Origin of the sequence: Paraburkholderia sp. (assembly GCF_028283785.1) — a bacterium.
Taxonomy (GTDB): Bacteria; Pseudomonadota; Gammaproteobacteria; order Burkholderiales; family Burkholderiaceae; genus Paraburkholderia.
Map to the genome: position 1 here is coordinate 152,729 of NZ_JAPWKB010000017.1, position 13,266 is coordinate 165,994.

12 protein-coding genes are annotated in these 13,266 nt (G+C 61.5%); 5 read left to right on the plus strand and 7 right to left on the minus strand.

The features are described from left to right. Nucleotides 1-47 precede the first annotated feature (47 nt). Complete coding sequence (locus tag PW947_RS19425; protein ID WP_299633982.1) at nucleotides 48-749, plus strand: YceH family protein; 702 nt, start codon at nucleotides 48-50, stop codon at nucleotides 747-749. Nucleotides 750-1,018: 269 nt separating this feature from the next. Here the strand turns inward: PW947_RS19425 and PW947_RS19430 are convergent, their stop codons facing one another. The 4 genes from PW947_RS19430 to PW947_RS19445 form a co-directional block, all read right to left on the minus strand. Continuing rightward, the gene (locus PW947_RS19430; protein ID WP_299633983.1) at nucleotides 1,019-1,297 is read right to left on the minus strand and encodes an HU family DNA-binding protein; all 279 of its coding nucleotides are present in this window, start codon (nucleotides 1,295-1,297) and stop codon (nucleotides 1,019-1,021) included. 888 nt (nucleotides 1,298-2,185) lie between these two features. Continuing rightward, the gene (locus tag PW947_RS19435) at nucleotides 2,186-4,003 is read right to left on the minus strand and encodes an alpha/beta fold hydrolase (RefSeq protein WP_299633984.1); all 1,818 of its coding nucleotides are present in this window, start codon (nucleotides 4,001-4,003) and stop codon (nucleotides 2,186-2,188) included. Between the two features lie 43 nt (nucleotides 4,004-4,046). Continuing rightward, nucleotides 4,047-4,307: an acyl carrier protein gene (locus PW947_RS19440; RefSeq protein WP_299633985.1), complete on the minus strand. Its 261-nt coding sequence runs from the start codon at nucleotides 4,305-4,307 to the stop codon at nucleotides 4,047-4,049. A 112-nt stretch (nucleotides 4,308-4,419) separates the two neighbouring features. After that, on the minus strand, nucleotides 4,420-6,027 hold the full coding sequence (locus PW947_RS19445; RefSeq protein ID WP_299633986.1) for an amino acid adenylation domain-containing protein: 1,608 nt from the start codon (nucleotides 6,025-6,027) through the stop codon (nucleotides 4,420-4,422). A gap of 449 nt (nucleotides 6,028-6,476) precedes the next feature. Between PW947_RS19445 and PW947_RS19450 the strand changes: the two genes are divergently transcribed. Together PW947_RS19450 and PW947_RS19455 are read left to right on the plus strand one after the other, a co-directional pair. After that, entirely contained in the window at nucleotides 6,477-7,010 is a 534-nt protein-coding gene (locus PW947_RS19450; RefSeq protein ID WP_299633987.1) for a MarR family winged helix-turn-helix transcriptional regulator, read from the plus strand. Then, nucleotides 7,007-8,212 (plus strand): MFS transporter, encoded by a 1,206-nt coding sequence (locus PW947_RS19455; RefSeq protein WP_299633988.1) that lies wholly within the window; start codon nucleotides 7,007-7,009, stop codon nucleotides 8,210-8,212. Before PW947_RS19450 ends, PW947_RS19455 begins: the two co-directional genes overlap by 4 nt. 14 nt (nucleotides 8,213-8,226) lie before the next feature. Here the strand turns inward: PW947_RS19455 and speB are convergent, their stop codons facing one another. From speB to PW947_RS19470, 3 genes are all read right to left on the minus strand, one after another. Beyond that, entirely contained in the window at nucleotides 8,227-9,192 is a 966-nt protein-coding gene (gene speB, locus PW947_RS19460) for an agmatinase (protein ID WP_299633989.1), read from the minus strand. Nucleotides 9,193-9,320: 128 nt separating this feature from the next. Then, on the minus strand, nucleotides 9,321-10,811 hold the full coding sequence (locus PW947_RS19465) for an aldehyde dehydrogenase (protein WP_299633990.1): 1,491 nt from the start codon (nucleotides 10,809-10,811) through the stop codon (nucleotides 9,321-9,323). A gap of 88 nt (nucleotides 10,812-10,899) precedes the next feature. Further along, nucleotides 10,900-11,451: a cupin domain-containing protein gene (locus PW947_RS19470; protein WP_299634079.1), complete on the minus strand. Its 552-nt coding sequence runs from the start codon at nucleotides 11,449-11,451 to the stop codon at nucleotides 10,900-10,902. A gap of 452 nt (nucleotides 11,452-11,903) precedes the next feature. Between PW947_RS19470 and PW947_RS19475 the strand changes: the two genes are divergently transcribed. Both PW947_RS19475 and PW947_RS19480 read left to right on the plus strand, forming a co-directional pair. After that, nucleotides 11,904-12,125, plus strand: a complete 222-nt coding sequence (locus tag PW947_RS19475; protein ID WP_299634080.1) for a hypothetical protein — start codon at nucleotides 11,904-11,906, stop codon at nucleotides 12,123-12,125. A gap of 339 nt (nucleotides 12,126-12,464) precedes the next feature. Beyond that, a complete protein-coding gene (locus tag PW947_RS19480; RefSeq protein WP_299633991.1) occupies nucleotides 12,465-13,256 on the plus strand; it encodes a gamma-glutamyl-gamma-aminobutyrate hydrolase family protein in 792 nt (263 codons plus the stop codon). Nucleotides 13,257-13,266 lie beyond the last annotated feature (10 nt).

Genomic DNA, 13,266 nt, shown 5'->3' on the forward strand with positions numbered 1-13,266 from the left:
GGACGGCTATGATAGGGGCCGTTACGTTGCAAGGCTCCTGACCGCTAATGAACTCCACTCCCGACGTGCCTCCGCGCCCCGCCATGCGCGCCCTTACCGCTGTCGAAGGCCGCGTGCTTGCGGTGCTGGTCGAAAAGCAACATACGGTGCCCGACACCTACCCGCTTTCACTCAATTCCCTGACGGCCGGCTGCAACCAGAAAACCGCACGTTCACCCGTGATGAACGTGTCAGAAGCCGACGTGCTCGCCGCAATCGACGACCTCAAACGCTTGAGCCTCGTGAACGAAGGCAGCAGCAGCCGCGTCCCCCGCTTCGAGCACAACATGAATCGGGTACTTGGACTTCCGAGCCAGGCGGGCGCATTGCTCACCACGCTATTACTGCGCGGTCCGCAAACGGCGGCTGAACTCCGCTTGAACAGTGCGCGATTGCACGGCTTCGCGGATATCTCGTCGGTCGAGGCGTTCCTCGATGAACTCGCCGCCAGCGAGCCGCCACGCGTCGTCAAGCTGCCGCGCGCGCCCGGCGGCCGCGAAAGCCGATGGATGCATCTGCTATGCGGTGAAGTTGAAATCAGCGATGTCTACGTTGCTGAACGCAGCGGCGCCGAAGGCACCGTTCCCGCGAGCGAATTCGACGCATTGAAAGCCGAACAGCAACGACTCGCCGACGAACTGGCACGCCTTCAGTCCATCGTCAGGCATATGGCGACAGAACTCGGCATCAGTATCGATACGATTGGGTAAAGGCGGGATTGCGGCGCGAGCGGTATGCGCTGCACGCATCACATGCGTCTGACGCATGCGAGACGGCTCTACGGCAGTTCATGCATGCGAGTGGGGAATGCGTCGCGTAGGAGGCGCGACGATCGCACCGCCATCACCCCGTTTTGACGGAGCGGTGGCGGCGGATACGGCGACGAACGCAAACAAGGCACACGGCCGCCATCGGACGAGGCGGGCCGGCGCCCTTGTGATGCACCACGTACCGGGCCGAACCCGGCACGCGGGTCGCGTCAGGATGCGTTGACTGCTTCCTTGAACGCCTTACCAGCGACGAACTTCACGGTCTTGGCAGCGGCGATCTGGATTTCAGCGCCCGTCGACGGATTGCGACCCACGCGCGCTGCGCGTGCGCCAGTCGAGAACGAACCGAAGCCGATCAACTGCACGCTGTCTCCTTGGGAAACGGCGTTCGTGATCGCCTCGACGATCGCGTCGATTGCCCCAGCGGTGGCTGCCTTGCTTTCGCCCGTCGCAGCCGCGACTGCATCAATCAGTTCCTGTTTATTCATTGCACGTCCCGTTTCATATTCATGGAACCGGCGTCACGTGTGCGGCGCCGGGACCGTCACCCTACCGCATCCCGGGGCTTCTGCGCAAATCCTCGAATCGTCAGCCGGATGGGCGATCGGCCGACCTGGCATGTTTTTCGCCACGCCGTCCTTGCTTTTCGCTTCTGACAGTCACCTGTCGATGCATTCCGCGTTTGTATCGTCGGTGATGATCGACACGGCGGGCGCGTCGGCGGCAAGCAGCGGATCGGGTCCGGCAAGCGTCGTTTTATCGGGCGGTTTCATGCGAGCATGCGTCGCATGCTCGCATGCGCCCAGCGCATGCATCAGACTCGCGAAGCACCGTCCCATAAGGGTTTGCGCCGGATCGACGGTCTCAACGTCAAGCCCGACCCGCGACTTGAACGCAATATTGCGCGGTCACTTTGGCAGCATCGCCGTGCAATGCGACGCTCGCTTGTATCTACCGGGGTTCGGAGCAATCGCCGTGCATAGCGCGCGGGCATCGCAAAGAGATCGTCGGACACGCGCAATAAGTTGACGATTTTTCCTGCGGAGTCGTCGAACAATGCCCACAAAAAGCCGCTGCAGCCGGGCCGATCGCTGCAAAATTTATTTTACTTGCGGCCTGTCCAATCTTTGGGAATGCGAGTCAGGACATAGAGCCGGATGGGCCCGTTGCTAGCGCGTTGGGCATCGATACCCGGCTATTTCCCAACGAAAGCGCGCCGTCCAGACCACAACACGCGCGCCCGCGAATAAAGCCAACAACGGGCACACGCGACTTTTTCGACGAAACTCAACGCTGAATACGGCCCGTAGAGCGACGATCAGAGCGCCCTCGCTGCCAGGCACGCAATATCGCCGCCAACGTGAAAGCGCGTCACGTCACGCCACCAGTGCCCTCTCCCGCACCGACAGCACCCGTTCCCGCATAAACCGTTCGAAATAGCGCATCACCGTATCTCGCGCGGCATACGAGAACAGCGCGTGGTCGAGTGAATCGACCGCCTCGACCGTCACCTTGCTGAGCTTGCTAAGCTCGCTCCCGTTCTGTCCGAAATGGATTTCGAGCTCGTCGAGCCCAACATCGTCGCTTCCGTAAAGCAATGCTGTCTGCACGCCCTTGCGTTCGAGTTGCGCCGCGAGTTTCCTGATCGCGCCGCTCGATGTCTGCACACCGAGCAATCGTTCGAAGGGACTCGCCGCACGCGCGGTGACGCGCGCGAGCATGCGGCGCGATACGGCAGCCGCAATCTTCGCCCCACGTGTGCGATCGCCGAGCAGCCTGAGCCACTTACGCGGATCGCGCATCGAGCGCAGATACACGCGGTTGCCTTCGATCACGCGCGCATTCTCTTTCTGCTCCCGTCCTTTCCACGTGAAAAAAGGCAGATTGACCGACATGCACGCGGCAACCGCCGGATGCGCGAGCGCCGTATGAATGCCGACATAAGCACCCGCGCAAACGCCGAACATCACCACTTCCGGATAGCCTTGCGAGGACAACCAGTCGACACCGGTCCGGGCATCGCCCACCGAATAACGCTGGTAGATCACGTCGAAACTCTGCGCATCGTCACGACGACCGCTATCGCCGATACCCGTCAGATCCATTCGCAACGACGCAATGCCCTGGCTTGCGAGACGTCGCGACAGCAGCACGGCAAGCCGTCCATCGCCCACGTGATGCACGCCACCGGTATTCACGATCAGCACGGCGGGCGCGTCGTCCAGCATCTTGCGCGGTGCGCAGAACACACCCATATAACGCGTGCCGCCGAAGATCACCGGCGTCTCGACACCGTCGTCGAATTCGATTTGCGCAGACGACAACGGCATCAGCACTTCAGGCTTTTGATGGCTTCGCATTCCGCCCTCGGATGCGTCGGCGTGATTCGCGTTCGCCGCGTGAGCGTCGACGCCGAGCCAGTCGAGCACATTGCGAAACGCCATTCGCGGCGCGGCGCTGATGCTCGGGTCTTGAAGAAACTTGCCGTACTCCCCGAAAATTTCGACGGATACCTGCGCGCCTTGCGCGCGATATCGGTCGACCAGACGTCGCAACCGCGCGCTATCGCATACATCGTGGATCAGCACGCGTGGCGCGGGACGTTCTGCGCGCCGTTCGAGATCGACCGCTTTCAGCTGTTCGATCGTATCGGGATACATCCGGAAACCGTACGCGCCGATCGCCCCTTCGTGATGTTCGCGCGGGCCGTCTTCGATGCCGTTTCTCGAACTGCGCCATGCCTGATGTTGCATCTCCAGTTCGCGCACATAGTTCTTCCCGGACAACACGGGCGCGAGCAGGACGATGCTGTCGATGCCTTCGATTTCTTCCGCGGCCAGCGCGGCGAAAGTCGCACCGAGACGCACGCCGCATAACGTCAAGCGTGTCACGCCCGTCTGCGCACGCAGATAAGCGGCGGCCGCTTTCACGCTGTCGAGCCACGCGCGAAACCGGTCCGGATCTTCTTCGTTACCGCTCGAGTCGCCGGTGCCGGGATAGTCGAAACGCAACGCGGGCATGCCGCCGGCTGCAAGCGATTCCGCGAGGTCGCGCCAACCGCCATGAACGCCTAATGCGTCGTAGCCAAAGGGATTGCACAGCACCACGCCGACGTCGGAACGATGATGCGATGGACGGTGCAACCAACCGAAACAGCCGGCAAAAACAACCGGCCTCATGGTCGGACTTTTCATGATCGTGTCTGGCGTCGTCGTGTGCATTGCCACGCGTCGCCGCTTACTGCTGTTGCGCAGCCGGTTCGTGATGAACCAGTTGCGACATCGTGTCCGCCAGAAAATCGATACTCTGAAACAGGCTGTGCGTAATCAGTTCACCTGGAATCTGAATGCCGAATTCGTCTTCGAGCGCCATCATCACGCGCACGGTGCCGAGCGATGACAAGCCCGCAGCATAGAGGTCGGACTGATCGGTCAACGTGTCGACGGGTACTTCCAGGCAGGCCGTTTCTGCAAGGATGCGGCGCAATTCAGCTTTCATATTCCACCCCCAATCAATTCAGTCGATTACTCGCCAGATCGCTACGCTGGTCCGCGCCGCGCGATCATCCATCGTGTGGTGTACTGCTTTTTTATGCTGCTTTTTTAAGGTCTCAACGCGACGCTTGCGCTACCGCATCGCCCTGAACGCATCGCTGCGCAAGGGCTTTTCTATCGATCTTGCCATTCGTGTTGAGCGGAAACGCGTCGATCGAGATCACCCGATGCGGCACCGCATACGACGGCAAGCGCAGCTTGCAAGCCTGCTGAATATCTTTTGCATCCAGCGTCGAACTCGTGACGAATGCAACCAGTCCGGCTGGCCGACCCGCTTCGTCGACAGGCCACGGAATCACCACGGTGATCGATGCATGACTGCATTCCTGAACCACGTGCTCGACTTCTTCGAGTTCGATACGGTTGCCGCGAATCTTCACTTGCGTATCGAGACGCCCTTGAAATACGAGTCCGAAGTCGTTCGATTCGCGCACTGCATCCGAGCTTCGATACCAGCGCTGCGACCAGCGCCCCGGATACGTGCGTGAAATAAAGCGTGCGTTGCCGGGCTCATCGGCGGACAGATAGCCACTGGCGACTTGCGGGCCGCCAATCAGCAACTCGCCGGTTTGCCCGTCTTCCACCGGTTCGAGATCTTCATCGACGATAACCGCTTCGATGCCCGGCGTCAGTTGACCCAGCGGAATAACCGTATGCGTCGGGTCGTCGAGAAACTCGCGGCTGATTTCAAAACGCGTGCACGCAATAGTCGTTTCGGTCGGACCGTAGACGTTCAGCATCCGGCTATTCGGCGCCGCGTTCATCCATGCGCGCAGCAACGTGCGCGGCAACGCCTCGCCGCCGAACATCGAGTAACGCAGCGTCGGAAACTCGTTCGCCGTCAGCTTGCGGAACTGGTGCAGAAAACCCACCACCGACGGCACGCTATTCCAGTGCGTAATGTCGTGCTGTTTGATGAATGCCGCGTTGTAGAGCGGCTCGACGGTTTTCGGCACGTACAACGCGCCGCCGCTGCCCCAGCACACGAACATATCGTGCACGGACGGATCGAAGGTCAGCTCGCAGAATTGCACGAAACGCGCGCCCGGAAAGCCGTCGCCGAGTCGCAACTGACCGTCGATATACGCGCTGGCATTCGCATGCGAAATCGGCACGCCTTTAGGTGCGCCCGTCGAACCCGATGTGAACAGGATGTACGCGGTATCGTCTGCGTGAATGTCGCGGCCGGTGCCATGCGCATCGAACGGAAGGTCCATCGGCAAGCGCTTCACACAGGACGGCACCGCATCGTCGTCCGGTTGCGCGGCCGTGTCATTGTCGATCAGGTAGATCTGCGGCACGTCGTCGAGCAGCGCCAGCACCTCGTTCAACGCGGCGGCGCAACGGCGGTCCACCAGCATCACGCTCGCACCCGACTGCCGGATGATAGACGCGGTGCGCGCGGCGGGCACGCCCGGATTCAGCGGCACATAGGCCATACCCGCAGCAAGAATGCCCAGCACGCTGCTGTATGCCGCGCCGCTGCGCGAAGCGAACAGCAGGCAGCGACGCGGCTCGGCGTCGCCCGCAACGTGCAGCAATCCCGCAGCGATTCGCTGCGCCTGCCCGGCGACGTCGCGATACGAATACAGTTGTTCGTCGACCCACAACGCGGGAATGTCCGGCTGGCTCGTCGCGGTATCAAAGAAGAACGAATGCAGCATGTCACGGCCCTGATTGATCGCGGCATCACGCTGGGTCGTTGCGCAATGCCACACTCTAACGATGTTCCAGCCGACATCACTGGAACGCGCGGATCCGGTTGCCTCGCTACGAAAACAGCCGGATTACCTGACTACTGCACGAAACTGGGCAACACGCCTCCATCGAAGGCTTATCGTAAGGATCATTATAAAAACTTACCGCCACCAAAATATGTGCGATACCGCTCCTAAGCGGATAGCCCCCTTCCGCATTGCACAATTACACAACGATGAACCTGAAAATTCTGTGCGCCGGGCGACGTTTCTCGTAATTTGTGCGTCGCGCCATCCGGTTGAAAACGGCTTGTAAGCACCGCGTGCGGCTGCTCTCGTCAAAAAAGAAAACTTGAATTTACCTGCCGATATGTGCACTCTGCATATATGCACACTGCATATATCGAGGAGGTGCGATGACGCAACGTACCGAAAACCTGCTGGGCGTGCTCGCCTTGCTGGTCACCGACGAACTGAACGCGCAGCCCGCCGTTTCCGCGCTGTCCGGCGCGACGGCGCGCGCGATGCTCAACTCGGTCGCGCAATACCCTGATTCATCTATCGAGGTACTGCGCGAAGCCGTCGATCTGTCGCATCCGGCCGCGGTGCGCGCAATCGCGGGGCTGGTCGATGCGGGACTGATCGAGAAGAAAGACGGCGCCGACAAACGCGCGGTCGCCGTGGCGCTTACCGCCGCCGGCCGCCGCGAAATCCGGCGCATGCACAACGCGCGCGAACAGATGCTCGAACGCGTGCTGTCGCATCTCGACGCCGACGAGCGCAGCGCATTCGAAACCATGCTGATCAAGATCCTGTGGCACGAAACGCGCGACCCCGCACACGCCATGCAACTGTGCCGCCTGTGCGACGACAAGCCGTGCCTTAAAGCGGGCTGTCCGGTCGAATGTCGCGATCAGGGATTGCCGATGCCATCGGCGGAAACATCATGAAACGCGAAGCGCCAGTGCGCTGGCCTGCGATTGCCGCCCTCACGGCCGTATCGACGTTCGCGCAAATCGGCCAGTTCGGCATGGGCTTCGTGGTCTTGCCGATCTGGCTCGCGCATCAAGGACTCGACGCGCCGCGCGCCGGTCTGTTTTCCGCTGCGCAATGGGCGGGCATGTTGATCGGTCTGCTGGTCACGCCGGAACTTGCCGCACGCTTCGGCGCGAAGCGGATCGTGAGCGCGGGGCTCGCCGCGACGCTGGTTGCATACGCAAGCGTCGGCATAGTGTGGTGGCCGTTGTGGATCGCGCCGGGCATGCTGATGGGTTTCGGCATCGGCTTGCGGTGGATCGCGAACGAAACCTGGCTGTATCGCCTCGTCCCGGACAACGCGAGCGGTCGCGTCGTCGGCGTTCACGAAACGCTGATCGCCACATCCGGCGTCATTGCGCCGGGACTGGCCGCGTGGTTCGGCGTCGATCCGCACCTCATCCTCGCCACCGGCGCGGCCTTCACGCTCGCGGCCGCCGTGCCTTTGTGGCTGACCGCATCGGGCGACCATGAGCGAATGCCGATGCCGACCAAACCGGTTCGCGGCCCGTCACCGTCAAGTCTGCGCGGATTGTCGCTTGGCGCTATCGTCGGGTTGGGCATGGCGGTGATTGCCGTCGGCGGCCTCGGTGACGGCGCGCTGTATGGGCTTTTCCCGCTTTACGCCGCCGCGCGCGGTCTCGACGCCACGCAAACGGCCACCGTGCTCACGCTGTTCGGCATCGGTTCGATGGCGCTGCAATGGCCGGTCGGCTGGCTCGCGGATCGCGCGGGGCTGGCGATCGCCGTCCTCGTGTGCGCGACGCTGAGCGCGTCGTCGGTGCTCGCATTCGGTTTTAGCATGCAAGCATCGTTATCCATGAACGCATGCGCGCTGTTGCTCGGCGGCATGAATAGCGCGTTCATCACACTCGGCATGGTGGCGGCCGCGCGCAGCGAAGCCGCCGTGCTCGCGCGCAATATGCGGCTGCTGTCGTTGACGTTCACCGCGAGTTCGATTGTCGGGCCGCTATGCGCGGGCGCCGCGATGAAGGCTGCGGGCAGCGACATGTTGATCTGGCAACTGGCGACGGCAAGCGCCGTGCTTGCCGTTTTCACGCTCGGCCTTTGCGCAGGACGGCGTCAGGGTGGCGCAAATCGACAGTCCGCACCCTGACGCCGCCGCGCGGCTTACCGGCCGCGCTGCACCTTCTGCTGACGCCACAGACACAGCAGATCGCACGCGATATGTGCGGCGGCGATTGCGGTGATCTCGCTCTGATCGTAAGCCGGTGAGACTTCGACCACATCTGCGCCGATCAGATCAACCGCGCCGAGTCCGCGCACGATCGCCAGCGCCTGCGCCGACGACAGGCCGCCCGCAACCGGCGTACCGGTTCCCGGCGCGAATGCCGGATCGAGGCAATCGATATCGAAGGTCAGATAAGCCGGCCGCTCGCCGACGATCGCGGCGATCCGTTCGAGCGCCGCCCGCACGCCGTGCTCGTGAATCCACGCGGCATCGAGAATATTCATGCCCATGAAGTCGTCGTTCCACGTGCGGATGCCGACTTGCACCGAATGCGCGGGATCGATCAGCCCGTCCTTGACGGCCTTATAGAACATCGAGCCATGATTCAAACTGTCGGGACTGTCGTCCGCCCACGTGTCGCAATGGGCATCGAAGTGAATCAACGACAACGGCTTGCCGTATTTCTCGGCGTGCGCGATCAGCAACGGATACGTGATGTAGTGATCGCCGCCGATCGTCAGCATTTTTGCATCCGAACGCAGGATGTTCCGTGCGTGTTCGACGATAGCCGGTTTGATCGTGAGTGGATTGTGCGCGTCGAACCAGCAATCGCCGTAGTCGATCACGGCGAGGTCGTCGAACGGGTTGAAACCCCACGGATAAGGGTTCAATTCCGACAGTTGCACACTCGCCGCGCGTACCGCCGCCGGACCTAAGCGTGCGCCCGAACGGAATGTCGTGGCGAGATCGAGCGGCACGCCGGAGACGACGACGTCCGCACCATCCAGTTCGCGCGTATACGTGCGTCGCATGAACGACAGCACGCCCGCATAGGTGTTTTCGATCGAAGAGCCGTAGAGGGACGGACGGCGGATCGCACCGTCGCCGTAGATGAGTTCAGTCATGGATGACCTGACAAGACATGCCGGCCGCACGCGCGCAGTGTCCGGTCATGCGCGTGAAACCGGCTCCGGATTCATTGGGAACGCGACGGCGCCAAAACCGCACGCCGCCGCGCTGGCTTGCGAATCCTTTAGCGCAGCCGCACCAGCGTGGACTTCAGCTCGGTGTACTTCTCCAACGCGTGCAACGACTTGTCACGGCCGTTGCCCGATTGCTTATACCCGCCGAACGGGAAATTCATGTCGCCGCCTTCGTCGTAGCAATTGACCCAGACAGTGCCTGCCCGCAGACTGCGCGCCACTTCGTGCGCCGTGGTCAGGTTCGACGTCCAGACCGCAGCGGCGAGGCCGTATTCGCTGTCGTTGGCGATACGAATTGCTTCGTCTACCGTATCGAATGTAATCACGGACAACACCGGTCCGAAAATTTCTTCACGTGCGATTTTTGCATCCGGACGGTCGATATCGAAGATGGTCGGCTCGATATAAAAACCACCGCCGTTTTCGTTCACGCGCGCGCCGCCTAGCAGCAGCTTCGCTTCCGCGCGACCTGCCTCGATATATCCGAGCACACGATCCATCTGCACCTGATCGACGATCGCGCCCATCGACGTGGCCGGATCGAGCGGATTACCCGGCGTGTAACTGCGTGCCGCCGCGATCAGCTTGTCGAGAAACACGTCCTTGATGTCGCGATGCACCAGCAGACGCGAACCGGCCGTACACATCTCGCCCATGTTGTAGAAGATCGCGCCCGCCGCCGCATTCGCCGCGCGGTCGAGATCCGGACAATCCGGCAAGACGATGTTCGGCGACTTGCCGCCGAGTTCGAGCCATACGCGTTTCAGGTTGGACTGTCCCGCGTATTGCATGATCTGCTTGCCGACATTCGTCGAACCCGTGAACGCGAGACAGTCGACGTCGTGATGCAGTGCGAGCAGTTTGCCGGGCTCGCCCGCGCCCGGCACGACGTTGAACACGCCTGCGGGAATCCCGGCTTCCAGCGCGAGTTGTGCGACGCGAATCGCCGTCAACGGCGACTTCTCGGACGGCTTCAGCACGACGCTATTGCCTGCCGCGAGCGCCGGACCGAATTTCCACGACGCCATCAGGATCGGGAAATTCCATGGCACGACCGCCGCCACGACGCCGATCGCTTCGCGCGTTACAAGCCCGACCAGATGATGATCCGAAGGCGCGACTTCGCCGCCGATCTTGTCGATTGCTTCCGCGAACCATTCGACGCAATACGCGGCGCCCGGCACGTCCACCGACGTCGTATCGCCGATCGGCTTGCCTGCATCCAGAGTTTCGAGCAAGGACAGTTCGTCCTGATGCTCACGCAACGATGCTGCCCAACGCAACAGGATGGCCTTGCGCTGGCGCGGATTCAAACCGGACCACACGCGTGCGTCGAATGCGCGGCGCGCCGCGCTTACCGCCGCATCGACGTCGGCCTCGCCGCTGTCCGCGACCCTGGCGAGCACTCTGCCGTCGATCGGGCTCACGCAATCGAACGTGCGTCCGCTTGCGGCGTCACGATACTCACCGTCGATAAACGCGCGCCCTTCGATCTTCAGCGTCGCGGCCAGGTCCTGCCAGTATGCCAGGGTCTTTTCCATCAGGATGCCTCAGTGTGATGCGTTGGACGTGCGCAGCGCGACCGTGCGTTCGGCCGCCAGGATGTCGCAACGCGTTGACGTGGACGGACTAGAAGCTCGGTGGCGAATTCGCCGACACGATCTCGCAGACCGCGTCCGCGCTGGGATTACGAAAGCGATGCGGCAAACGGCTTTCGAAGTAATAGCTGTCGCCGGGATCGAGCAGCCACGTGCTGCTCTCGACCGTCAGCTCGATCTGTCCGCTGACGATCACGCCGCCTTCATGCCCGGTATGCACCAGCATCTCCGGACCGGTATCGGCCAGCGGTTGATACACCTCGCGCAAGATGCCCATATTGCGATCTTTCACGCTGGAACCCGCAAGATAGAACTCGATCGACCCGTTACCGAGATTCGGCATATCGGCGCGGCGCGACACGACCGAGCGCGCGACTTCCACTTCGAACGTGAAAAATTCCGCGAGGCTCATCGGAATGCATTCGAGCAGTTTCTTTAGCGAGCCGACAGAAGGACTCACGCGGTTCTGCTCGATCAGCGAGATCGTTCCATTCGTGACGCCGGCGCGCTTCGCGAGTTCGCGTTGCGACAGACCATGCTTTTTGCGGATGTACTGCAGACGGGTTGCCACTTCAATAGACATCGCGACGCTCTCGGAACGGGTCATGAACGGCGTGGTTGATATGAGTCGATACACGACGCGGAACACGGCTCACTGTTCTGCATGGCCATGCGCGAGTGTTGAATATTCTAACCACTTTAGTGTGTGCGCTGCTCGGGGAAACCCTGAAAGAAAAACGAAATGATGCATCGCGCAAGGACTATTCCACACCGATATGTTTTTGGACAGCGCTCGGGAGAAACCCTGACCATTCTTCTGCAAAAATGATTTGACGTCTATTTTGGCTCGTATATCCTGCTTCTCAGGCGATCGTTGTACCGCATCGGGCAAGCAGCATGAATGCACTTCGTTGATTCACGCCACGCTTGCAGACGGCACATGACGATCATCCCGCGTCCCGTTTCTTTAAACGCCTAAAGCGCAAAAATGAACGGGACGTTCAATACTTTCAACGTTGCCAGTCGAGTGTAATCGTGAGAGTCCGAGGCCCTTTGGTTAGGTGGGATCGTAGTCAGGCGAGATGTTCTCGCGCTGACGGCGCCATCGCCGACGGCAGCAACGGCAGGCTTGCGTTTCGCCGCTTTCTGTCCGTCTACACGATCATCTCCCGCCGTTCTGTCCGACGCCACAATGCCGTCTCCGCACGCGCATTCATTGCCGTGCGCACTGACGAAGTCGCTTCGCTGCTGCCGTAGCGCCTCTCTCCTCCATTTTCGCCGTTCGATTCATCCGTTAGCGTAAGCGCGCCTTGCCGGCATCAGCGCTTGTGACTGCGCACGTGCGTTCGCACGTTTTGTTTGCGCGCTCGCTCGTTCGCTGTTGACGGTGATGGTCAAGGTCCGGTCAGGATCTGCCGCACGACGCCGACATTGAACCGGACGGCCTGTTTCACCGAACGCGCGGCGTGGTCCGTTGACGTCCCCACGCCTCGATACAAGTGGCTTTGCGCTGTGCGCACGGCTGCGGAATCGTGCCGCGCCTGTTCAACCGAAGTTCGTGCCGCGTCCAGCGGGGAACACACACGTCTATTCGAAATGCCAAGCAAACCGCTCGTCGGCGTCAGTGCCGATAGAAACATGATGGGTGCGCATCCATCGCATGTCGTCGGCGAAAAGTACCTCGCCGCCGTCGTGGATGGCGCGAGTGCACTCGCCTTCGTACTGCCCGCACTGGGCGAACTTCAGGCCTCCGCCGATATCCTCGCGGCGGTCGATGGCCTGTTGTTTACCGGCAGTTATTCGAACGTCGAGCCGCATCGTTACGGCGGCCATCCGAGCGCCGCAGGCACCTTGCACGATGCTGCACGCGATGCGACGACCTTGCCGCTGATGCGTGCGGCAATCGAAGCAGGCGTACCGGTACTCGCGATCTGCCGTGGCTTTCAGGAAATGAACGTGGTGTTCGGCGGGACGTTGCACCAGAGCGTTCACGCAGTGGACGGACTGAACGACCACCGCGAGAACAAAGCAGACGCACTGGACGTGCAGTACGCACCGTCGCACGAGATCGCGCTTCGCGAAGGCGGTCTGTTGCATCGCCTTGCAGGCGGCACCGCGACGGCACGCGTCAATTCACTGCATGGACAAGGCGTCGAGCGACTCGGTGACGGCCTCACGGCCGAAGCCACCGCGCCGGATGGATTGATCGAAGCGGTGAGCGTCGTCAATGCGCGCGCTTTCGTGCTGGGTGTGCAGTGGCATCCGGAATGGAAGCATGCAAACGACGCGTTTTCCACCGCGATTTTTCAGGCGTTCGGCGACGCCTGCCGCGATCGAATGCGCATGAGGGCTGGCCGCGACGTGACAACGACTGTCACGCACGCTTGAGCCGCCCGCG

Bases quoted from the DNA above. Each gene is read 5' to 3' on its own strand.
- PW947_RS19425 (WP_299633982.1), top strand. From the start codon at position 48: ATGAACTCCACTCCCGACGTGCCTCCGCGCCCCGCCATGCGCGCCCTT.
- PW947_RS19445 (WP_299633986.1), bottom strand. From the start codon at position 6,027: ATGCTGCATTCGTTCTTCTTTGATACCGCGACGAGCCAGCCGGACATT.
- PW947_RS19450 (WP_299633987.1), top strand. From the start codon at position 6,477: ATGACGCAACGTACCGAAAACCTGCTGGGCGTGCTCGCCTTGCTGGTC.
- PW947_RS19435 (WP_299633984.1), bottom strand. From the start codon at position 4,003: ATGAAAAGTCCGACCATGAGGCCGGTTGTTTTTGCCGGCTGTTTCGGT.
- PW947_RS19455 (WP_299633988.1), top strand. From the start codon at position 7,007: ATGAAACGCGAAGCGCCAGTGCGCTGGCCTGCGATTGCCGCCCTCACG.
- speB (WP_299633989.1), bottom strand. From the start codon at position 9,192: ATGACTGAACTCATCTACGGCGACGGTGCGATCCGCCGTCCGTCCCTC.
- PW947_RS19465 (WP_299633990.1), bottom strand. From the start codon at position 10,811: ATGGAAAAGACCCTGGCATACTGGCAGGACCTGGCCGCGACGCTGAAG.
- PW947_RS19470 (WP_299634079.1), bottom strand. From the start codon at position 11,451: ATGTCTATTGAAGTGGCAACCCGTCTGCAGTACATCCGCAAAAAGCAT.
- PW947_RS19430 (WP_299633983.1), bottom strand. From the start codon at position 1,297: ATGAATAAACAGGAACTGATTGATGCAGTCGCGGCTGCGACGGGCGAA.
- PW947_RS19440 (WP_299633985.1), bottom strand. From the start codon at position 4,307: ATGAAAGCTGAATTGCGCCGCATCCTTGCAGAAACGGCCTGCCTGGAA.
- PW947_RS19480 (WP_299633991.1), top strand. From the start codon at position 12,465: ATGCCAAGCAAACCGCTCGTCGGCGTCAGTGCCGATAGAAACATGATG.